The organism is Streptomyces sp. NPDC029139 (genome assembly GCF_055564335.1).
Genome location: NZ_JBVHWN010000001.1, coordinates 405,416 through 426,278 on the forward strand (window position 1 = coordinate 405,416; position 20,863 = coordinate 426,278).

19 protein-coding genes are annotated in these 20,863 nt (G+C 73.2%); 8 read left to right on the forward strand and 11 right to left on the reverse strand.

Annotation, left to right across the window (positions count from 1 at the left end; all coding sequences use genetic code 11):
- Positions 1 to 35: 35 nt before the first annotated feature.
- Positions 36 to 1,592, forward strand: a complete 1,557-nt coding sequence (locus tag ACZ4VW_RS01760; RefSeq protein WP_467957306.1) for an alpha/beta hydrolase — start codon at positions 36 to 38, stop codon at positions 1,590 to 1,592.
- Between the two features lie 44 nt (positions 1,593 to 1,636).
- Here ACZ4VW_RS01760 and moeZ read toward each other — a convergent pair whose 3' ends face one another.
- From moeZ to ACZ4VW_RS01795, 7 genes are all read right to left on the reverse strand, one after another.
- Positions 1,637 to 2,815, reverse strand: coding sequence for an adenylyltransferase/sulfurtransferase MoeZ (gene moeZ / locus ACZ4VW_RS01765; protein ID WP_467957308.1), 1,179 nt, complete (start codon positions 2,813 to 2,815; stop codon positions 1,637 to 1,639).
- Positions 2,816 to 2,878: 63 nt separating this feature from the next.
- Positions 2,879 to 3,628, reverse strand: a complete 750-nt coding sequence (locus tag ACZ4VW_RS01770) for a spherulation-specific family 4 protein (protein WP_467957310.1) — start codon at positions 3,626 to 3,628, stop codon at positions 2,879 to 2,881.
- Positions 3,616 to 4,587, reverse strand: a complete 972-nt coding sequence (locus ACZ4VW_RS01775) for an NAD-dependent epimerase/dehydratase family protein (RefSeq protein ID WP_467957312.1) — start codon at positions 4,585 to 4,587, stop codon at positions 3,616 to 3,618. Before ACZ4VW_RS01775 ends, ACZ4VW_RS01770 begins: the two co-directional genes overlap by 13 nt.
- Before the next feature lie 229 nt (positions 4,588 to 4,816).
- On the reverse strand, positions 4,817 to 6,253 hold the full coding sequence (locus ACZ4VW_RS01780; RefSeq protein WP_467957314.1) for a hypothetical protein: 1,437 nt from the start codon (positions 6,251 to 6,253) through the stop codon (positions 4,817 to 4,819).
- Between the two features lie 13 nt (positions 6,254 to 6,266).
- Positions 6,267 to 7,892 carry a DUF3492 domain-containing protein gene (locus tag ACZ4VW_RS01785; protein WP_467957316.1) on the reverse strand — a complete coding sequence of 542 codons (1,626 nt, stop codon included), beginning with the start codon at positions 7,890 to 7,892 and terminating at the stop codon, positions 6,267 to 6,269.
- Between the two features lie 367 nt (positions 7,893 to 8,259).
- Positions 8,260 to 9,750 (reverse strand): DUF3152 domain-containing protein, encoded by a 1,491-nt coding sequence (locus ACZ4VW_RS01790; RefSeq protein WP_467957318.1) that lies wholly within the window; start codon positions 9,748 to 9,750, stop codon positions 8,260 to 8,262.
- An 8-nt stretch (positions 9,751 to 9,758) separates the two neighbouring features.
- Complete coding sequence (locus ACZ4VW_RS01795) at positions 9,759 to 10,748, reverse strand: alpha/beta fold hydrolase (RefSeq protein WP_467957320.1); 990 nt, start codon at positions 10,746 to 10,748, stop codon at positions 9,759 to 9,761.
- 151 nt (positions 10,749 to 10,899) lie between these two features.
- Here ACZ4VW_RS01795 and ACZ4VW_RS01800 point away from each other — a divergent pair, with 151 nt between their 5' ends.
- The 4 genes from ACZ4VW_RS01800 to ACZ4VW_RS01815 all read left to right on the forward strand — a co-directional run bounded on the left by ACZ4VW_RS01800 (position 10,900) and on the right by ACZ4VW_RS01815 (position 12,741).
- A complete protein-coding gene (locus ACZ4VW_RS01800) occupies positions 10,900 to 11,115 on the forward strand; it encodes a hypothetical protein (protein ID WP_467957322.1) in 216 nt (71 codons plus the stop codon).
- Between the two features lie 147 nt (positions 11,116 to 11,262).
- Positions 11,263 to 11,922, forward strand: a complete 660-nt coding sequence (locus tag ACZ4VW_RS01805) for a TetR/AcrR family transcriptional regulator (RefSeq protein WP_467957324.1) — start codon at positions 11,263 to 11,265, stop codon at positions 11,920 to 11,922.
- A 128-nt stretch (positions 11,923 to 12,050) separates the two neighbouring features.
- The gene (locus ACZ4VW_RS01810) at positions 12,051 to 12,278 is read left to right on the forward strand and encodes a DUF3107 domain-containing protein (protein WP_467957326.1); all 228 of its coding nucleotides are present in this window, start codon (positions 12,051 to 12,053) and stop codon (positions 12,276 to 12,278) included.
- A 193-nt stretch (positions 12,279 to 12,471) separates the two neighbouring features.
- Entirely contained in the window at positions 12,472 to 12,741 is a 270-nt protein-coding gene (locus ACZ4VW_RS01815; RefSeq protein ID WP_467957328.1) for a hypothetical protein, read from the forward strand.
- A gap of 260 nt (positions 12,742 to 13,001) precedes the next feature.
- Here ACZ4VW_RS01815 and ACZ4VW_RS01820 read toward each other — a convergent pair whose 3' ends face one another.
- Complete coding sequence (locus ACZ4VW_RS01820; RefSeq protein ID WP_467957330.1) at positions 13,002 to 13,760, reverse strand: ferritin-like fold-containing protein; 759 nt, start codon at positions 13,758 to 13,760, stop codon at positions 13,002 to 13,004.
- Between the two features lie 487 nt (positions 13,761 to 14,247).
- On the opposite strand from ACZ4VW_RS01820, the gene ACZ4VW_RS01825 reads away from it, so the two are divergent.
- Entirely contained in the window at positions 14,248 to 16,416 is a 2,169-nt protein-coding gene (locus tag ACZ4VW_RS01825; RefSeq protein ID WP_467958137.1) for a DEAD/DEAH box helicase, read from the forward strand.
- Between the two features lie 129 nt (positions 16,417 to 16,545).
- A complete protein-coding gene (locus ACZ4VW_RS01830; RefSeq protein WP_467957332.1) occupies positions 16,546 to 17,406 on the forward strand; it encodes an alpha/beta fold hydrolase in 861 nt (286 codons plus the stop codon).
- 16 nt (positions 17,407 to 17,422) lie between these two features.
- On the opposite strand, the gene ACZ4VW_RS01835 is transcribed toward ACZ4VW_RS01830, so the two are convergent.
- A complete protein-coding gene (locus tag ACZ4VW_RS01835) occupies positions 17,423 to 18,373 on the reverse strand; it encodes an NYN domain-containing protein (protein WP_467957335.1) in 951 nt (316 codons plus the stop codon).
- 176 nt (positions 18,374 to 18,549) lie between these two features.
- Here ACZ4VW_RS01835 and ACZ4VW_RS01840 point away from each other — a divergent pair, with 176 nt between their 5' ends.
- Complete coding sequence (locus ACZ4VW_RS01840; protein WP_158990168.1) at positions 18,550 to 18,702, forward strand: hypothetical protein; 153 nt, start codon at positions 18,550 to 18,552, stop codon at positions 18,700 to 18,702.
- 94 nt (positions 18,703 to 18,796) lie between these two features.
- Here ACZ4VW_RS01840 and ACZ4VW_RS01845 read toward each other — a convergent pair whose 3' ends face one another.
- Both ACZ4VW_RS01845 and ACZ4VW_RS01850 read right to left on the reverse strand, forming a co-directional pair.
- On the reverse strand, positions 18,797 to 19,402 hold the full coding sequence (locus ACZ4VW_RS01845; protein ID WP_467957337.1) for a MarC family protein: 606 nt from the start codon (positions 19,400 to 19,402) through the stop codon (positions 18,797 to 18,799).
- A 539-nt stretch (positions 19,403 to 19,941) separates the two neighbouring features.
- The gene (locus ACZ4VW_RS01850; RefSeq protein ID WP_467957339.1) at positions 19,942 to 20,808 is read right to left on the reverse strand and encodes a PHP domain-containing protein; all 867 of its coding nucleotides are present in this window, start codon (positions 20,806 to 20,808) and stop codon (positions 19,942 to 19,944) included.
- Positions 20,809 to 20,863: the final 55 nt, after the last annotated feature.

The following is a 20,863-nucleotide window of genomic DNA, read 5'->3' on the forward strand; positions in this document are numbered from 1 at the left end:
GGCGGTTCGGTCCGCAACCGGGGGGTCACTCACACATGTCCATACGGATACGGGCGGCGGTCCTGGCCGTCGCGGGACTGCTGGTCGCCGGCTGCACGAGCGCCGGAACCGCCACCGACACCCCTCGGACGAACGCGCCGGGCGGTGGGCCCGAGGCCCCCGAGACGGCCGGTCTGCCCAAGGCGCTCACCTCGCAGCGACCGGAGTGGAAGCCCTGCGAGGCGCCCGAGGGCGGCGAGAAGCCCGGGGCCGACTGGCGGTGTGCGAGCGTCTTGGTCCCGCTCGACCACGCGAAGCCCGACGGCGAGACGATCCCCGTCGCGCTGATCCGCAAGGAGGCCCGCGACAAGAACGGCCGGATCGGCTCACTCCTCTTCAACTTCGGCGGGCCGGGCGCCTCCGGGGTCGACATCCTCCCCCGCGCGGCCCAGGAGTACGCCGGGCTGAACCGCCGCTACGACCTGGTCGGCTTCGACCCGCGCGGCGTGCGGCGGAGCGCCGGCGTCGTGTGCCGGGACGACAAGGAGCTGGCCGAAGCCGAAGTCGGCACCGACCAGACTCCTGACACGGCGGCCGAGGAGGCCGCGTTCTTCGAGGACGGCGCCGATTTCGGCGCGGGGTGCGCACGCCGCTCGGGCAAGGTCATCCCGCACACCACGACCAGCAACACCGCCCGCGACCTCGATCTGGTCCGGCACGTCCTCGGCGACGACAAGCTGAACTACTTCGGCATCTCCTACGGCACCCAGCTCGGCGCCGCCTACGCCCACCTGTTCCCTTCACGCGTCGGCCGGACCGTCCTCGACGCGGTCGTCGACCCGACCGCCGACGGCACCGGTCACGCCCGCAACCAGACGATCGGCTTCCAGCGGGCCCTGGACAACTACCTGAAGAGCACCGGCGAGGGCCCGAAGGGGACGGCCGGGATCGTCCGCCTCCTCGAGAAGCTGGACCGGGAACCGCTGCGGGTCGGAGAGCGGAAGCTGACCGACGGCCTGGCGCTCACCGGCATCGCGGTCACGCTCTACTCGCAGAGCAACTGGCCGCTGCTGACGTCGGCCCTGGAGCAGGCCGAGCGGGGCAACGGCGCGGAGCTGCTGCGGCTCGCCGACTGGTACAACGACCGGGACGCATCGGGGCACTACTCGACCCAGTCCCACTCCCAGCGGGCGATCTCCTGCGCCGACTCCAGCGAACGGCCCACCCTCGCGCAGGCGAAGGCCCTGCTGCCCGAGTTCCGCAGGCTCTCGCCGGTCTTCGGCGCCTTCCTGGCCTGGGACACCGCCGGCTGGTGCGCGCGCTGGCCCGTGAAGGGCGAGCGGGTCGATCCGGACGTGAGCGCGCCGGGCGCGGGCCCCATCCTGGTCGTCGGGACGACCGGGGACCCGGCGACCCCGTACGAGGGCGCCGAGCGGATGGCGAAGGAGCTCGGCACGGGCGTGGGCATCCTGGTCAGCAACGAGGGCGAGGGCCACGGCGCGTACGGCACGTCGGCCTGCGTGACGAAGACGGTCGACGCCTATCTCCTGGAGGGCACGGTCCCCGCGTACGGCACGACCTGCTCCAGCGGGGCGGCGCGCGGCGGGGCATGAGAAAGGGCCGGACCTGATGCCAGGTCCGGCCCTTCGTCGTACGCCTAGTAGACGGGCTTCTCCGGCTCGATCTGGTTCACCCAGCCGATGACGCCGCCGCCGACGTGCACCGCGTCCGCGAAGCCCGCGGACTTCAGCACGGCGAGGACTTCCGCACTGCGGACACCCGTCTTGCAATGCAGGACGATCCGCTTGTCCTGCGGGAGGTCCTGGAGGGCGTTGCCCATCAGGAACTCGTTCTTCGGGATCAGCCGCGCGCCGGGGATCGAGACGATCTCGTACTCGTTGATCTCCCGGACGTCGATGATGTCGATGCTCTCGCCCTCGTCGATCCACTCCTTGAGCTGCTTGGGAGTGATCGTCGAGCCGAGCGCCGCCTCCTGGGCCTCCTCGGACACGACGCCGCAGAAGGCCTCGTAGTCGATGAGCTCGGTGACGGTCGGGTTCTCGCCGCAGACCGCGCAGTTCGGGTCCTTGCGGACCTTGACCTGGCGGTACTGCATCTCCAGGGCGTCGTAGATCATCAGCCGGCCGACCAGCGGGTCGCCGACACCGGCGAGGACCTTGATCGCCTCGGTGACCTGGATGGAGCCGATGGACGCGCAGAGCACGCCCAGGACGCCGCCCTCGGCGCAGGAGGGGACCATGCCCGGCGGCGGGGGCTCCGGGTAGAGGCAGCGGTAGCAGGGGCCGTACTCGGACCAGAAGACGGATGCCTGGCCGTCGAAGCGGTAGATCGAGCCCCAGACGTACGGCTTGTTCAGCAGCACGCACGCGTCGTTGACGAGGTAGCGCGTGGCGAAGTTGTCCGTGCCGTCGACGATCAGGTCGTACTGGCTGAAGATCTCCATCACGTTCTCGGCCTCGAGCCGCTCTTCGTGGAGGATCACGTTCACGTACGGGTTGATGCCGAGGACCGAGTCCTTGGCGGACTCCGCCTTGGAGCGGCCGATGTCCGCCTGGCTGTGGATGATCTGGCGCTGCAGGTTCGACTCGTCGACCTCGTCGAACTCCACGATGCCGAGCGTGCCCACACCGGCCGCGGCCAGGTACATCAGGGCCGGCGAACCGAGGCCACCGGCGCCCACACACAGCACCTTGGCGTTCTTCAGCCGCTTCTGCCCGTCCATCCCGACATCCGGGATGATCAGGTGGCGGGAGTACCTGCGGACCTCGTCTACGGTGAGCTCGGCAGCCGGCTCGACCAGGGGTGGCAGCGACACGGGGGCTCCGTTGGTCGGTAAGTCAGTACGGTTATTCTCCCCGTAACACTGCCACGGCCCTTCTCATTCCGAGACACCTGGTCCAATGCGCGAGACGATTTCGTCCCAGTAGCCGGGCAGAGTTTGGAATGGGTCGTTTTGTCCGGTGCGGTCCGCGTGGTCCGTGAAGAAGATCGTCCCCGCCCCCTGCCAGCGCGCGATCCGCATCGCCTCGTCGAGATGGGTGCGCGGCACACCGTGGACGAGGTGGACGAACTTCTCCGGCGGGTACTCGGCGGTCCACTCGGCCACCTGCGACCAGCGGTAGTCCGTCCACGGACCGGAGAAGGTGACCAGCTGGTCCGCCGTCTCGGCGTAGCCGGGGTACGGATGCGTGCCGTGGGCGAGGACGAGGTGGGCCTCGCCGCCGAGGATCGCCTCCAGGGTGGCCGTGACGCGCCTCACCTCCGGCAGGTCGGCCCGGTCGGTGGGGCACCGGTCCAGATAGAAGCCGTCGACCCGGTACCAGTCGAGGAAGCGGTGGGCGTCCGAGACGAGTTCGCCGAACTCGCGCGATCCGTGGCACATGTCCAGATGCCCGAGCACCCTGACCCCGGCGTTGCGCAGTTTCCCCGCCGCCTCCAGGCAGTGCGGATCGGGGCGCTCCCCCGGCCCGTCGGCGACATTGAGCACGGCCCAGTGCAGGGGGGTGCCGGGACGGGTCAGTTCGGCCCATTCGACGGGGGCGAGCAGCGGGTGGGCGTAGCCGGGGACCCCGACACCCATCTCCGTCTCCTGGACGGCCCCGGTCGTGCTCACGGTCAGATGCGACATGCCGCCTCCATCCAGATGTCGGCGAGCGACTCCTCCAGATTGATCCGGGGGCGCCAGCCGAGCCGGTCGCGGGCGGTGCGGACGTCGGCCTGCTGCCAGCTGCCGCAGCCGTCGGGGTACGGGTACGGCGCGGCGGCCAGCTGGTCGGCGATGGTCTCGGTGCGCGGGGCGCCGATCATGCCGGGCCGCTGGGGCGGGCCGTGCGGTCCGTCGAGTTCGTGCAGGGCCCCGGCGTAACCGGCGACACGGGCCAGGACGGCGGCGGCGTCGCGCAGCCTGACCGCACGGCCGGTGCCGATGTTGACGACGCCCTGGGCGGCGGAGAGCGAGGCCGCGTGGACGGCACGGGCCACGTCGCGCACGTCGACGAAGTCCCGCTGCACGCCGAGCCCGCTGAGCTTGAGCTCGCCGTCGCCGGCCTGCATGGCGCGGCGCATGGCCTCGGCGAGGCGGCCGAGCGGGGAGCCGGCCGGGGTGCCGGGGCCGACCGGGGAGAAGACCCGGAGGACCACCGCGTCGAGTCCGGACCCGAGGACCAGTTCGGTCGCGGCGAGCTTGGAGACGCCGTACGGACCGCCGGGGCGGGGCACGGCATCCTCGGCGGTGGAGGAGCCTGGCTGGGAGGGCCCGTACTCCGAGGCGCAGCCCACCTGGACGAGCCGCGCGCCACAGCCGCTGCGGCGCAGGGCCTCGCAGACGGTGGCGACGGCGACGGTGTTGTGCCGGGTGAGTTCGCGGGCCCCGCCGCGGGTGGCGCCGGCGCAGTTGACGACGACTCCGGGGTGGACGGCGTCCAGGAACCGGGTCAGTGCGCCGGGGCTGCCGCCGGCGAGGTCGAACCGTACGTCGGCGTCGTCGCCCCGCCCGAGGGCGGTGAGGTGCACGGCCGGGTCGGCGAGCAGCCGGTCGGCGACGAAGCGGCCGAGGAATCCGTTGGCTCCGAGCAGCAGCACCCTCATCGTGCGGCCCCTTCGTGCCGACCGGCCGTTGCTGGGGGTAGGGAGGTCATGTCTCTCTCGTCTCCTTGAAATGGGGTCCTGCGTGGTGGGCGCGCCCGCGGCGTCGGCTCCGCGGGTGCGCCGGGGTTCAGGGGGGTGGCGTTCCGGCCGGGCCGCGGTGGCGTCAGCGGCTGCCGGGGGAAGGGGTGGCGCCGGGGCGCGCGGGTCGGGCTGATCGGCATGGCACCCCCTAGGGGCTGGCGTGGGCCGAGGCCCGGGAGAGGGCGGCGGTGGCGTGGGCCAGCAGGCCGAGCGCCGCGACGCCGCAGACGACGGTGGGTACGGCGCCGGGGCCCCAGCTGTCGACGAGCGCCCGGACGGGGACGGCGAGCAGGTCGCAGCCGGGGAGCCGGCCCGCCAGGACGCTCGCGAGGGCGAGGCCCTCGCCGGCGCAGGCGGCGGCGAGGCCGCTCGCGGCGATCTCGGGGAATCCATGGACCGCGAGGAGCCGGGCGAGCAGGAGGAGGGCGCCGAGGGCGAGGGCGCCCGGCGCGAAGCCCGTCAGGCCCAGGAGGCCCGCGAGGACGGCCACATGGAGGGCGACGGTGGCGAGGAGCAGGGGGCGGGTACCGGCGGCGAAGTCCTCCAGCCCGCGGCTGGCGGCCAGCTTGCGGCGGGCCCTGACGGCGAAGAGGCGGGCGCACCAGGCGGCGGGGGCGACGGCGAGGGCGAGACCCAGGAGGGGCTCCGGCGTGACGGCCCAGACCCCGTCGGGCCCGCCGGCGAGCACCTGAGCGAGGAGACCGTCCCCGCCGACCGCGTACGCGAGGAGCCAGAGGGTCCAGACGCGGGCGGCGGGGACGGTGCGGCCGGCGGCGCGCAGGGGGCCGCGCCGGACGGCGACGGCGAGTGCGACGGCCAGGCCGAGGGCCCCGGCCACGCCGACGGCGAGGCGCACGGGCCCTTCGGTGAGGGTGAGTCCGATGACGGTGAGGGCGGCGACGGCCCCGGGGGCGAGGGCCGCCGAGGTCCACCCGGCCCATCCGGCCTCCGCGCCGTCCCCGGCCGCGGGGCGCGTGGGCGCCCCGTTCCGCCGCGGCACGCGCGCGTAGAGCTCCTCGGCGAGCGAGAAGACGTCCCGGTGCCGGAACCGTGCCGCGGTCCGGTCGGTGACGCCGTGGGCCTCGAGTCCGGCGGCGATCTCCAGGGGGTCGACGGCCCGCTCGCACAGGTCCCGGTGCCGGTGCATGAGCGCTTTGACGGGATCGGCGGGCCCGCGCCGGGCCGGCTTGGTGACGGTGTCCACCGAGTCGCCGGGGGCGGCCGGCCCGCCCCGCGCCGCCTCGTCCCGCGCGGGAGGCGCCGGCTCCGCGGCGGCCGCGGCGCGCCACGCGTCCGGCGCGGTCGCGGGCTCCGTGGGCTCGGCGGACTTCGTGGGCTCGGCGAACTTCGTGGGCTCGGCGGACTCGGGCGTCGCGGGCTCCGGAGTCGTCACGGACCCCGAGGACCTCACCGGCCTCGCGGACTCCGTCGGCGTCACGAGCTTCGCGGCCCGCGCGGACGGCAGCGGCAGCCCGTCGGTCGTGACGGAGACCGTCACGGCCACGGTCAGCGCCGTCGTCTCGAGGAGCGCCTCGGAGTGGGAGTCCCAGGGGCCGGGGCTCGTGGGGGCGGCGGAGCCGCGCATGGGGGTGCCTCCTTCAGGCATCGGGGTCTCCCGCTCCGGCGGCGGCGGCGCTCACCGGCCGGCCCGCCCAGGTGCCGGGGACGTACGCCTCGGCCGGATGAGCGAAGGGGACGCCTTCGGCGGCTCGGCGGCGTACCGGCGAGCGGGAGAGGAGTTCCAGGTAGATGCCGCGAAATGCCGCGAGGTTCTGCTCCACCGTGAAGAGTTCGAGCGCGCGGGCACGGGCCGCGGCGCCCAGGCGGTACCGGCGCTCGGGGTCGCGCAGGAGCGCGAGGCACGCGTCCGCGAGCGCCCGCGGATTGCGCGGGGGCACGACGAGCCCGGTCCCGCCGATGACCTCGACGACGGCGCCCACGTCCGTCGAGACGGTCGCCCGGGCGCAGAACATCGCCTCGACCAGGCTGACCGGGAAGCCCTCGACGACGCTGGAGAGGACGACGACCGCACCGGCCGCGTACGCCTCCGCCAGCGTCGGCGCCTCCGGTCCGCCGATCTCCTCGAAGGTGACCGGGTTCTCGCCGACGGCGTGCGCTCCGGCGGCCTCGTCGGGGAAGAGCTGCGCCGCGAGCGCTGTGCAGTGGGCGAGGTACGCCTCGGCGGCGGGCTCGCGCACCGGGGCCGCGATGATCCGCAGCCGGACCTCGGGCTGCTCCTTGCGTACCTCCGCGAAGGCGTGCAGCAGGGCGATCAGATCCTTGGCCGGTTCGACGCGGCCGACCCAGACGAGGGTGGCCGGGTCGCCGCTCTCCTCGTCCTCGCCGATCTCGGTGAACCGGTCGGACTCCATGCCGGGGTAGACCGTGCGCAGCTTGGCCCGGTCGGCGCCGCACCTCTCCTGCCAGCGGCGGGCGTGCGTGTTGCCGGGGGTGAGGAGCGCGGCCTGCCGGTAGACCTCGGCGGCGAGCCGGCCGTGGAAGCCGGCGAGCAGGGCGCGCACCGGTCCGGAGCGCGCGGCGTCGGTGGCCGCGAGGTACTGCGCGCGCAGGTGGACGCCGTACTCGGTGACCAGCAGCGGAGTGCCGAAGAAGCGTTTGGCCAGAAGGCCGGGGAGCGCCGCCGAACCGCCGGAGGCGGCGTGGCACAGGTCGACCGCGCCGAGCCAGTCCTCGCCGTACCAGTCGAGCGACAGCGGGCGCAGGGCGCGCTCCAGCCGGTCGACGAAGGCGAGGTAGTCGGGCACGGTGGAGTCCGCCACGCCCCGGCGTGCGCCGGGGGCGCGGCAGGCGGACTCCAGGGCGCGGACGGCGCGTTCGGAGCGGAGGGCGGCGTAGAGGCCGCCGCGCTCCCGGGCGAGTTCGGCCAGTCCGTAGAGCCCGTCGGCGAAGGAGCGCGCGCCGGATTCCTCGTCCTCGGCGCAGATGCCGGTCACCAGGGCACCGAAGTGGCCCGCGAACCAGCGTCGTTCGCGCCGCCCGTAGGTGTAGCCGTCGTCCTCGGGCGCCCAGAGGGGTGCGGTGCGGACGCGCTGGACGTGCGGGGGCAGGTCGACCCAGCCGGCGTCCTCCTGAAGGGCGCTGTGGCTGAGGGCGTACAGATCGAACTCGTGCGGCGCGAGCCCGCGCACGAGCCGGTCGCACCAGAGCCTGGACTCACCCGTCGCGTACGGGTAACCACCCTCGGTCAGCAGTCCGATCCGCATGAGCACACCCCCGATCTCCCTTGCCTCGCGGACGCCGTGGCTCGGCGACTCGCAGCGGGAAGAACGTAAGCGGATATGCCGCCGGTGCGACGGACGGTTGTCCGTCGCGCCACCGGAAGGGGTGAATGCACGTAACTTTCCCACCCCGGTAGCGTTCCGTGGCGCTACGAGCCCATCCGGCTACGCACAGTCAGGCCGGGGCCTCCAGTGGTGGAGGGGAGAGGCGCTCCGGCGCATGCGGGAGGACAGCATGCGCGGACGCGAGATCGCCCGCATCGCGAGAGGACGGGCCGCGCGGCGGCGCGCGCCGCGAAAAGACGCGCGCACGTCTCGTGACGCGGTCGTCCCTCCAGCGGACGGAACGACGTCAGTTCCCGGGGTTCACCCAGGGGTTGGGACGGCATCTGATGCCGTCGATCTCCAGCGACTTGGTCTGCTGCTGCATCACGGGCGCCAGGGCGCCGGGCGTGCGGCAGGTCACGTGGCTGTACCCGAGCCGGTGCCCGACCTCGTGGTTGATGAGCATCTGGCGATAGGCGAGCATCGCCTTGGCGCCGAAGGTCTCCGAGCCCTGGGCCCAGCGGAAGGCGTTGATCATCACCCGGGACGTGGACGCGGAGTCGCAGGAGACGTTGTCGATGGTGGTGTCGAGACCGGACTTCGCACACCAGACGCCGGTGGTGCCCGGGCTGGCGAGGGTGATGACGAACTCGGGCTCCCCGCTGGAGATCCGCTCGAAGGTCATCGCGCCCCGACCGGCCCAGCTGCGCGGGTCGTTGAGGGTCTTCTGCACGGCCTGCGCGAAGAGCGCCGCGTCGAGTCCGAGCCCCTTCTCGACGTCGACCCGGTAGCGCACCTTGCGTCCCTTGCCGGGCGCCTTCTCGAACCCGGCCACGGCCTCGAACTCGCCCGAGCCCTTGAGCTTCGGGTCGATGGGGAACTGCCGGGTCATCAACTGCTCGTACGTGGGCGGGGCCACCGGCAACGCGGGCGCGGGCCGCGCGGGGGTCGGACGGGTGTCGGAGCGCGAGGCGCCGCTGTCCTCGACGGCCCGGTCGGCGGAGCCGTCGGCCGCGTGCGTCAAGGGGCTGCCGGAGCCCCGCTCGGCCACCTGCCCGGCCACGACGACCGCGAGGACGGTGGTGACGGCGGCGGCCGCGATGCCGGTGAGGGTCCGGCCCTTGCCTCCGGCCCTGGCCGGAGGTTCCTCGGGAAGCTCGTCGGGTACGGTGTCGCGTCGCTGCCCCGGGATGAACGGGGCCTGCTCGGCCGCCTCGTCCCGCGCCGGCCCGCGCGTCCCCTCGCGGTCCTGGCGCGCCTCGTGGCCTGCGGGCCGCCGCGGCGCCTCGACGTGCTCGGGATGCCCGCCCCGTACGGCCCCCTCAGCGGGCGTGGTGTACATCGGGGTCCCGTGCATCGGTGTGTCCCAGACCGGCCGCCCACCGCCCTGCGTGCCGGAACCCGGCCTGCCGGGGCCCTGCCTCTCGGAACCCTGCCCGTACCCGCCCTGCGTGCCCGGCCGCTGCCCGCCGGGGCCCTGGCCGCCGGCAGTCCGCCCGTACCCGGGCTGCGTGCCGGAGCCCTGTCCGCGCTGCGCGTACCCGCCCAGCGTGCCGGGGCCCTGGGTGTAACCCGTCTGCCCGGCGCCTTCCCGGGGCGCTGCCCCGTGCCGCGGTCCGGCCCCGCCCGGGCGGCCGTAGCCGCTCTGCCCGTAGGGACTGCGCTGTCCGTACGCCTCCTCGGCGTATTCGTCCTGGTCCTGCGCGCGCCTGCGGCGTCCCGTCCCCGGCGCCGCTTCCCCCCGGCCCGGATCGGCGGGGGGAGCGGGCGCGTGGCCCTTCCGACTATGTCGTCCCACGCCCCGGATCAGCTCCCGCCGCTGTTGTCTGTGTGGTGTTTCTCGAAGGCTTCGATCAGCTCCCGGACGGCCGTGGCGACCGTCTCGGGGTACTCCATCATCGCCACATGTCCGGCGTCGGGAAGGGTCAGGAGGCGCGAGCCGCGGAACGCGGCGGCCGCCCTGCGTGCCATCCGATACGAAACGAGCTGGTCACGGCCGCCGTAGACGAGCAGTGTCGGCGCGAGCACTCGTTCCGCCTGCCGCCACAACCCGTGTTGACCGCCCAGCGTGTACGCGTCGACGATGCCGCGCGAGGACCGGGCCATGGCGTCCCAGAAGTACGGGAGCTCCATGCGCCGTTCCATTTCCTCCACCGCGTGGCGCAGCCCCTCGTCGGTGACCCGGCCGGGGTCTCCGTAACAGAGGGAGAGGACCCCGCGGACCCGCTGTTCCGGTGTCCAGTCCCTGGTCAGCCTCGAGAACAGGGGCGCGACGCCCGGGAGGGCGAGCAGCGCGGTCGGCCAGGCGTTGCGCTGGGCGCGCAGCTCGGGCAGGGCCGGGGAGATGAGGCTGAGGGTGCGGACCAGGTCGGGGCGGACGGCGGCGACCCGGGTGGCGACGGCGCCGCCGAGCGAGTTGCCGATCAGATGGACCGGTCCGCGGCCGCCGGCGTCGAGCAGCCGGATGACCGCCCGGGCGTGTCCGGTGACCGAGTAGTTGCCGTCGTCGGGCGGCGGGGAGTCGCCGAAGCCGGGAAGGTCGACGGCCTCGCCGTCGACGTGGTCCGCGAGCAGCGGCATCATCGCCGACCAGTTCAGCGAGGATCCGCCGAGGCCGTGCACGTAGAGCGCGGGCGCGAGTCCCCGCCGGTTGCCGGGCCGGGCCCGTACGGTCAGCGTGAGCCCGGGCAGGGCGACGGAGCGCAACACCTCGCCGTCCGCGACCCGAACGGCGCGGACCGGCGCCGTGGGCGGTGCGGCGGCGGTCCGGGTTTCCGGCAGCTCGGTCGACGACATGGCCGCAATATTACGAGACGATCACGCGGCGGCGCGTGTGGGTGGCGTCACAGGGTAGGTGGTGTCTCAGGCAGGGGTGCGCCGCGCCGGGTGTGCTCCTACTCTCGGAGTGAGGGCCATCGGAGAGGACCCGCATGCCGGAAGGAACCGCATGACTGTCGATCCGACCGAGCCGGAGACATTCGCCGAGGAAGAGGACGCTGTGCTCGACGAGGAAATCCCTGAGGCCGATGCCGCCGAGCAGCACACGGAAGTGCTGCTGCAGGAGGACGAGCAGCCCACTCATCTGGAACAGGACTCCGCGAACCCGGCGGACGCGTCCGAGCAGACACGGGTCGTCTCCCTCGATGAAGACGACTACCGCTGATTTGTTTCGGTTTAATATTGAATCGCCTGTCGCCCCGGGCGTCCGGTCCGTGAAATTCTGCGTCCGCACCGCGCACAGCCGGGTTACCCAAAAGTACGATGGCGGCGCGGCGCCACAGCGCGCATGGATCGATTTTTGGGAGGCGGCGTGACAGCCATCGAGCAGACAGAGGCAGCACGCCCTCGGGGCACGCGCCTTCCGCGCCGAGCCCGACGGAACCAGCTCCTGGGTGCGGCCCAGGAGGTGTTCGTCGCGCAGGGGTACCACTCCGCCGCGATGGACGACATCGCCGAACGGGCGGGCGTCAGCAAGCCGGTGCTCTACCAGCACTTCCCGGGCAAGCTGGAGCTCTACCTGGCCCTGCTCGACCAGCACTGCGAGGCGCTTCTCCAGGCCGTGCGCACGGCGCTGGCGTCCACGACGGACAACAAGCTCCGGGTCGAGGCCACGATGGACGCGTACTTCGCGTACGTCGAGGACGAGGGCGGCGCGTTCCGCCTGGTCTTCGAGTCCGACCTGACCAACGAGCCGGCCGTGCGCGAGCGGGTGGACCGGGTCAGCCTGCAGTGTGCCGAGGCGATCTCGGACGTGATCGCCGAGGACACCGGCCTGTCCAAGGACGAGTCGATGCTGCTGGCCGTGGGCCTGGGCGGGGTCTCGCAGGTCGTGGCGCGCTACTGGCTCTCCAGCGAGTCCGCCATCCCCCGCGACAAGGCCGTGGCGCTGCTGACCTCGCTGGCCTGGCGCGGCATCGCGGGCTTCCCGCTGCACCCGACGGACGGCCAGCCGATCGCCGAGGGTCACTGACCGGCCCCGCTCCCGCTGTTCGCTCCTGGCGTTCCGCCGGTGCGCCGTGCGGATCCCCTCACCGGGCTAATGTGTGCAGCGTACGGCGCGGGAGACGCGCATTGCTGACCGTTCGGAGGGACATAGCCGTGGAGGTCAAGATCGGCGTGCAGCACGCACCCCGGGAGATCGTTCTGGAGAGCGGGCAGTCCGCCGAGGAGGTCGAGCGCGCGGTGGCCGACGCGCTGGCCGGCAAGGCGCAGCTGCTCAGCCTCGAGGACGAGAAGGGCCGCAAGGTCCTGATCCCGGCCGAGAAGATCGCGTACGTGGAGATCGGCGAGCCCGCGGTCCGCCGGGTGGGCTTCGGCGCGCTCTGAGACGTACGACCGAACAGGTGAAGGCCCGGCGGATCCGATCCGCCGGGCCTTCCGTGTGCCCGGGCGCCGCCGCGCGCCTGCGCCCTGGGCGAATGTCCTGGTAGGGGCGCCGGGCAGGATTGCGGAGGGAGTGGTTCGGGTAGGACCGCCTACGACCGAATTGCCCGCCCCGCCCCGCACGCGAGGTGATCCCGTGTTCCTGGAAGCCCTCGGCTCCGCCCTGCTCGGACTCGCCCTGGCCTGGGCCGCCGTGCACCGGCTGCCCGACCGCCTCCCCGCACGGGGAGTCGTCCTCACCACGGGCTCGGCGGGTGCCGTGTTCGGCGCCCTGGTGACCCACGGGGCCCTGGGTCCCGGCCACGCCCTCGCCACCCTGCTCGGCGCGGTGGCGATCGCGGCGGTCCTGCTCTCGCTGCTGATCCGGCCGGCCTCCCGGCGCCTGCGCCGATCAGCGGCGGCGTGAGCAGCGCCGCCCCGACCGCACCGGACCCGCGGCCGCGTCGCGCGCGGTGACCCGGTCACACCCGCTCCGGCGCGAAGCCGTCAGACCCCGTTCGCGGGCGAAGTCGTCACGTACACCCTGCGGGCGAGGCCGCTACGCCCCGCCCGATGCGAAGCCGTCAGGCCCCGTTCGCGGGCGAAGTCGTCACGTACACCCTGCGGGCGAGGCCGCTACGCCCCGCCCGACGCGAAGCCGTCAGGCCCCGCCCGCGGCGGCGCCGCTCAGGCCGCGAGACCCAGCGCGGCCATGCGCTTGGTGTGGGCCTCGGTGATCCGGGAGAACATCCGGCCGACCTCCGCCAGGTCGAATCCGTCCGCGACGCCGCCGACGAGCATCGTCGAGAGCGCGTCGCGCTCGGCGACCACGCGCTGCGCCTGGGAGAGCGCCTCACCCATCAGACGGCGGGCCCACAGGGCGAGCCGGCCGCCGACGCGCGGGTCGGCCTCGATGGCGGCGCGGACCTTCTCGACGGCGAAGTTGCCGTGCCCGGTGTCGTCGAGCACCGAGAGCACCAGCCCACGGGTGTCGGAGTCGAGGCGGGCCGCCACCTCCCGGTAGAAGTCGCTGGCGATCGAGTCGCCGACATAGGCCTTGACCAGACCCTCCAGCCAGTCCGACGGCGCGGTCTGCCGGTGGAAGTCGTCCAGCGCCTTCGCGAACGGCTCCATCGCGGCCGTCGGCTCCGCGTCCACGGCGGCCAGCCGGTTCCGCAGCTGCTCGAAGTGGTGGAACTCCGCGGAGGCCATCTTGGCCAGCTCCGCCTTGTCGGCGAGCGTCGGCGCGAGCTTGGCGTCCTCGGCGAGCCGCTCGAAGGCCGCGAGCTCGCCGTAGGCCAGCGCACCGAGCAGGTCGACGACCGCCGCGCGGTACTGCGGCTCGGCGGATGCCGTGGCCCAGTCCTGGGCGGCGATCCCGGTGAGCTCTTCGGGGGTCTCCGCGGCGTTCTCTCCGGCGGGCGTGGCGTTGTCAGGCGTCTCCATGAAGCGCACAATAGCCCGCTCCCCGACCCGCGTAAGGCCCTGGTCAGTCACTGTGACGGCGCTCTCATCACCAATTCTCCCGACACACATGCGCGAATCCGGGGTACAGTGGTAAAGCGCCTGCTGAGTATGCGGACATGCTTTCGCACGTTCGGACGTACACGGTGGGCCGACTCATGAATGAGGATGCCCGGTCGGTGGCCCGACTGGCTCCGACCCGACAGCCCTCCCCGCGCACCCGCAGGAGGGACCCTCAGCGGCACGACGCTCGAGCGACGGCAGTGGTCCCGCGCCACCCGGCTGTGATCCATTCGTCGATCCGGCCGGAAGCGAATCGGCACGGTACGACCCCCAGCGTTCGCCTCGCGCCGCGTCTCACAGAAGAGGCAGCACCCTGACTACGACTTTCCGAGAGCTCGGAATCCTTCCCGAGACGGCCGAGGCGCTCGAAGCCGTCGGCATCGTGACCCCGTTCCCCATCCAGGAGATGACCCTTCCGGTCGCGCTCTCCGGCTCCGACGTCATCGGCCAGGCCAAGACCGGCACCGGCAAGACGCTCGGCTTCGGTCTGCCGCTCCTGGAGCGCGTCACCGTCCCCGCGGACGTCGAGGCCGGCCGGGCGACGCCCGAGCAGCTGACCGACGCGCCGCAGGCCCTGGTCGTCGTTCCGACCCGTGAGCTGTGCACCCAGGTCACCAACGACCTGCTGACCGCCGGCAAGGTGCGTAACGTCCGCGTGCTCGCCATCTACGGCGGCCGGGCGTACGAGCCCCAGGTCGAGGCGCTCAAGAAGGGCGTCGATGTCATCGTCGGCACCCCGGGCCGCCTGCTCGACCTGGCCGGCCAGCGCAAGCTCGACCTGTCCCACGTGAAGGCCCTCGTCCTCGACGAGGCCGACGAGATGCTCGACCTCGGCTTCCTGCCCGACGTCGAGAAGATCATGAACATGCTTCCGGCGAAGCGTCAGACGATGCTGTTCTCGGCCACCATGCCGGGCGCGGTCATCGGTCTCGCCCGCCGCTACATGTCGCAGCCGACGCACATCCGCGCCACCTCGCCCGACGGCGAGGGCGTGACCGTCGCCAACATCAAGCAGCACGTCTTCCGCGCGCACTCGATGGACAAGCCGGAGATGGTCTCCCGCATCCTGCAGGCCAACGGCCGCGGGCTCGCGATGATCTTCTGCCGTACGAAGCGCACGGCGGCCGACATCGCCGAGCAGCTGCAGCGTCGCGGCTTCGCCTCCGGCGCGGTCCACGGCGACCTCGGCCAGGGCGCCCGTGAGCAGGCGCTGCGCGCCTTCCGCAACGGCAAGGTCGACGTGCTCGTCTGCACCGACGTCGCCGCCCGCGGCATCGACGTCGAGGGTGTCACGCACGTCATCAACTACCAGTCCCCGGAGGACGAGAAGACGTTCCTCCACCGCGTGGGCCGGACCGGCCGCGCGGGCAACAAGGGCACCGCCGTGACGCTGGTCGACTGGGACGACATCCCGCGCTGGCAGCTCATCAACAAGGCGCTCGGACTGGACTTCCACGAGCCGGTCGAGACGTACTCCAGCTCCCCGCACCTGTACGAGGAGCTGGACATCCCGGTCGGCACCAAGGGTGTCCTGCCCCGCGCCGAGCGGACCCGTGCGGGTCTGGGCGCGGAGGAGCTGGAGGACCTGGGCGAGCCCGGCGGCCGCGGTGGCCGTGGGCGCAAGCCGGCCGCTCCGGTGGTTGAGGAGGCCCCGGCCCGTACGCGCACGCCGCGCCAGCGTCGCCGTACGCGTGGTGGTTCCGCTCCGGAGGAGACGGCCGCCGTCGCGACCCCGGTCGCGGACGACGCCCCCGCCGAGCCGCGCACCCCGCGTCGCCGTCGCCGTACCCGTACGGGCGGCGCCGCGGGCACCGCGGTCGTGGAGGCCGCTGTCGCCCCCGTCGTCGAGGCCCCCGCCGCCCCGGTGAAGGAGGCCCCCGTCGTCGAGGCCCCCGCCGCCCCGGTGAAGAACGCCCCCGCGGCCCCCGCCGCTCGGGTGGCTTCCGTGGTCGCGCAGGCCGCGCCGGTGGACGAGGCTCCCAAGGCCGCGCGCCGCCGTCGCACCCGGGTGATCAAGCCCGCGGTCGAGTCGGTGGGCTTCCAGACCCCCGAGACCGCTGCCGCCGCCCTCGCGGCGGTGCGGTCGGTCGCGCCGGTCGCCGAGACGGTCGTCGAGACCCCGGTCGTCGAGACGGTCGAGGAGCCCAAGAAGGCACCCCGCCGCCGCACGGCGAAGAAGGCCGTCGCCGCCGAGGCTCCGGTCGTCGAGACGGCCCCCGCGGCCGTCGAGGCGGTCGAGACGGTCGAGGAGCCCAAGAAGGCTCCCCGCCGCCGCACGGCGAAGAAGGCCGTCGCCGCCGAGGCTCCGGTCGTCGAGACGGCCCCCGCGGCCGTCGAGGTCACCGAGGCCGCCGCGGTCGTCGAGGATGCTCCCAAGGCTCCTCGTCGCCGGACGACCAAGAAGGCCGTCGCCGCCGAGGCCCCCGACGCCTCGGAGCCGAAGGCGGCCCCCCGCCGCCGTACGGTGAAGAAGGCGGCCGCCGCTCCGGCGGAGGCCGTCGAGACGGCCGAGGCCCCCAAGGCCCCGCGCCGCCGCACGACGAAGAAGGCCGCGGCCGCCCAGCCCGAGAGCTGACGCGCCCGCACCGCCCTCAGCGGCCCGGCCCCTCCCCAGGGGCCGGGCCGCTGTGCTGTCCGGCCGCCCCTTCGGGCCTCCGCCGGACCGCCGACCGGACCCCTTCCGATCAGCGGTTACAGTCCCTCTATGAGCAAGCCCCGGTTCCTGGCGCTGCCGCCGCGCACGCGTGCCTACCGGCTGATGACGGCGCGCGGCGGCTTCGCCGTCCTGGACACCGCGCCGGAGGGCGAGGCCCTCGGTACGGCGCTGCTGCTGCCCGGCTACACCGGCAGCAAGGAGGACTTCCTCGCGCTGCTCGGCCCGCTGAGCGACGCCGGTTACCGTGCCGTCGCGGTCGACGGCCGGGGCCAGCACGAGAGCCCGGGTCCGCGCCACCGCTCCGCGTACAGCCGACGGGCACTGGCCCTCGACGTCATCGCCCAGGCAGCGGCGCTCGGGGACGGGCCCGTCCATCTGCTGGGGCACTCGTTCGGCGGGGTCGTGGCCCGGGGGGCGGCTCTGCTGGCCCCGGACGCGTTCCGCTCGCTGACGCTCCTGTCGTCCGGGCCCGGCCCGGTCGCCCGCCCGCAGCGCATCCGCGTCCGGGTGCTGCGCGGCGCGCTCGCGGTGCTGCCCAAGGAGCGGGTGTGGCGGGCCACGCGCTGGCTGGACAGCCGCGGCGAGGAGCCGGACGTCACGGACCCGCCGGAGATCGTGACGTTCCTGCGGCGCCGCTGGATGAGCACGCAGATCGTCCAACTCTCGGCGGCCGGGCGGCTGTTGCGGCGCGACCGGGACGGAGCGGCACACCTGGCGCAGCTCACCGTCCCGCTGCACATCGCGTACGGGGACGAGGAGATGGTCTGGCCCCCGGCGGGCCTGGCGGAGGTGGCGCTGCGGACCGGGGCGCATCACACGGTGGTCGTGGGCGCGGGCCACTCCCCCAACGTGTCCCATCCGGAGGAACTGGCCGACCGGCTGACCGCGTTCTGGGAGCGCTGCCCGTAGCCGGGGCCGGCTCGCCCTAGAACTGGGCCTGGAGTCGCTGCCAGAACCCGTCCCGCAGCGCCCTGCGGAGCGCCGCGTGACCGCGCAGGGAACGGCTGAGCAGCTTCTCCGCCTCGATGAGCAGGTCCTGGTCGACCGGTCCCGGCAGGTACGGATGGCCGGGCAGCAGCCCGGCCATCGCCTCGCCGCCCCGCTCGCCGATCCAGGTCGCGGCGATCTGGGCGCCGATGAAGCGGACCTCGTCGCGCGAGGGCGGGGGCTCGCCCTCGTTCTCGTACGTCGTGACGGGCCGCCGGGTGACGTAGGGGCGGCAGAAGTCGAGGTCGAAGGTGCGCTGGCTGTCGACCTCCCAGAGCAGGGGCTCGGCCTGGTTGCGCCCGTCGGCGGCCTCGATGCCCCACAGGTGGACGCGGGCCCCGTACCCCTGGGCGGCCTCCACGGCCGAGACGAGGTCCTCGTCGCCGCCGACGAGGGCCGCGTCGCTGATGGCGCGGTGCCGGGCGAGCGACTCCAGGTCGGAGCGGATGAGGGAGTCGACGCCCTTCTGCTGGTTGTTGGCGTTGAGGTTGCCGAGGCGGACCTTGACGTCGGGCAGTTCGGCGATCGCCTGCTGCTCGGGGGTGTGGATCCGGCGCCGGGCGCCGTCGTACCAGTAGACGCGCAGCAGCCGGCTGTCCGCGAAGATCGTGCGGGCCTTGTCGATGAAGGCCTCGATGATTCCCTCGGCGTCGAGGTCGAAGGAGCGCCGGTCCTCGGTGCCCGCGACCAGCAACCCCGCCGCAGCATAGACGTAACCTGCGTCGACGAAGATGGCGTGGGTAGAAGGAGTCTTGGCCACCTCGGCCAGCATCCGCTGCAGGAGCTCATTGGTGCGCTCCAGGCGGGTGCCGAGATCACGGACCGGGTCGCGGACCGGGTCACGGGACGGGGTGCCGGGCGTCGTCTGGGGTGTCTCTGCGTCGTTCATACGGGGCTCATTCTCCGCCGCTCCGGCCCCGGCCGCCAATGTCCCTTACCGCTCAGTAGTTAGGCACTCAAAAAATTTCCTTAGCGTAGGGAATGTTTGCAGGGTGCATGCCGTTGGACCACTACGTCACCACAGTTCTCCATCAGGAGGATCAACTCAGACGAAGGGAGAAGCCCATGCGCTTCGAAATCCTGCGACTCGACGACATCGACGGCACCCCCGTCGACCGAACCGTCGTGGACGCCTCCTCCGTCAACCGGATCGTGCAGCAGGCCGCCTCGATCGGCCAGCGCATCTGGATCCGCCCGGCCGAGACCTCGGCCTCATAACAAAGCAGCCGCTCAGACGCACCGCGCCCCCGCATGGACTCCGTGGAACGGAATCCGTACGGGGGCGCAGTGGTGTCGTACGTACGGCGAGGGCTCAGGCGCCCTGGATGACCTGGGTCACGCCGTTGATGATCTGCTGCACGGCGATGGCCGACAGCATCATGCCGGCGAGCCGGGTCACGAGCACGACGCCGCCGTCCTTGATGACGCGGATGATCAGCAGCGAGTAGCGCATGGTCAGCCAGAGGACGACGTGCATGGCGACGATGGCGGCCCAGACCGAGACCTGGGCGCCGACACCGTCGGCGTGCTGCACGGCGAGGATCACGGACACGATCGCACCGGGCCCGGCGAGCAGCGGCATGCCGAGGGGGACGAGAGCGACGTTGACGTCCTTGGTCTGCTTGGGTTCGTCGGTCTTGCCGGTGAGCAGGTCGAGCGCGATGAGCAGCAGGAGGAGACCGCCCGCGATCATCAGCGCGGGGACGGAGACGTGCAGATAGGCGAGGATCTGCTGGCCGAGGATGCCGAAGACGGTGATGACCCCGAAGGCCACGGCGACGGCCTGCCAGGCCATCCGGCGCTGGACCTTGGTGGCCCGGCCGGAGGTGAGGGCGAGGAAGATCGGGGTGATCCCGGGGGGATCCATGATCACAAAAAGGGTCAGAAACAGCGAGCCGAAGACGGCGACGTCGAACACGGTGTGCCTTGCGATGAGGGGTGTACGAGGGGGTGGGGGGCGCCCCTGGGGGGCGCGGTGGGTGAAGCGAGCGGTACGGGACCGTGACAGGGCCGGACGGAAGCACGGGGCGGCTCACCCGGCAGGACTCGGACCGCAAGCCGCGCCCGAACCCGAGCGCCTCCGGCCGGAGGGTCCCTGCCGGGGCGCCGCCGGGACACCTGGGCGCCGCCGGCTCCGCCGGAAGCCCGCCGCGCCAGCGACCGGCTTCCGTCCGCAGGCGCGAGCCCGGCCGGCTCCGCCGGACAGACCCGTCGGCACCCGGCCGAGTGCCTCCGTCAGGGAGACCGGAGCCCGGCGTGACGGAGGCTTCCGTCAGGAGGCCGGGGGCCGGGCCCGCCGCAGGCCGATGCTCGCGCTATGAGCCGGCCGTGCCACGCCTCGGGGGCGGCCGGACCTCCGCTGGGAGAGCGGCGTCGGGCGTCGGCCCGGCGCACCGGGGCGGCGGGCCGCTCCGGAGGCCGGCTCGGCACGTCGCCCGCAGGGCGCGTGGGGTCCCGTCAGGACGAGGTGGGTCCGCCCGTGCCGGGGACCGGGAAGGCGCCCGTGGCACGGCGGGTGATCTCGCCGTAGATCTCGGGGTCGGTGGTGAAGTCTCCGAGGCGGCACGTCTTGCGGCTGCCGTGGTAGTCGCTGGAGCCCGTGGCGAGCAGCCCCAGTTCCTTCGCCAGCCCGCGCAGCCGCGCCCGCGTCGGCTCGTCGTGGTCCATGTGGTCGACCTCGATGCCGTCGAGGCCGGCCTCCGCCAGCCGGGCTATCGCGGACTCCGGCACGACCTCGCCGCGCTTGACGGCGAGCGGGTGCGCGAAGACCGTGACGCCGCCGGCCGCCTTGACGAGCCGGATCGCGTCGAACGGGTCGAGCTCGTGCTTGTCCACGTACGCGCGTCCGCCGTCCGCCAGCCACTCCGGCGTGAACGCCCCGGACACGTCCGGGACGACCCCGAGCTCGACCAGCGCCTCGGCGACGTGCGGGCGGCCCACCGAGCCGTCTCCCGCGATCCGGGCGACCTGCTCCCAGGTGACCGGCACGCCGAGTTCCTGGAGCTTGCCGACCATCGCCCGGGCGCGGGGCACCCGGTCGTCCCTGACCAGTTCGCGCTCGGCGGCAAGTTCGGGCTCGTCGGGGTCGAAGAGGTACGCGAGCATGTGCAGGCCGACACCGTCGATGCGGCAGGAGAGCTCGGCTCCGGTGACGAGGGTCACTCCCTCGGGGAGCGCGGCGATCGCCTCGGCGTACCCACGGGTCGTGTCGTGGTCGGTGAGGGCGACGACGTCGAGTCCGGCGGCCGCCGCGTTGCGGACCAGGTCGGCCGGGGTGTCCGTACCGTCCGACGCCGTGGAGTGGGTGTGCAGATCGATGCGCACGACGCGGTACTCCAGGGCTCGGGGCGGACGAAGGGGACGCTCCAGCATAACGGGG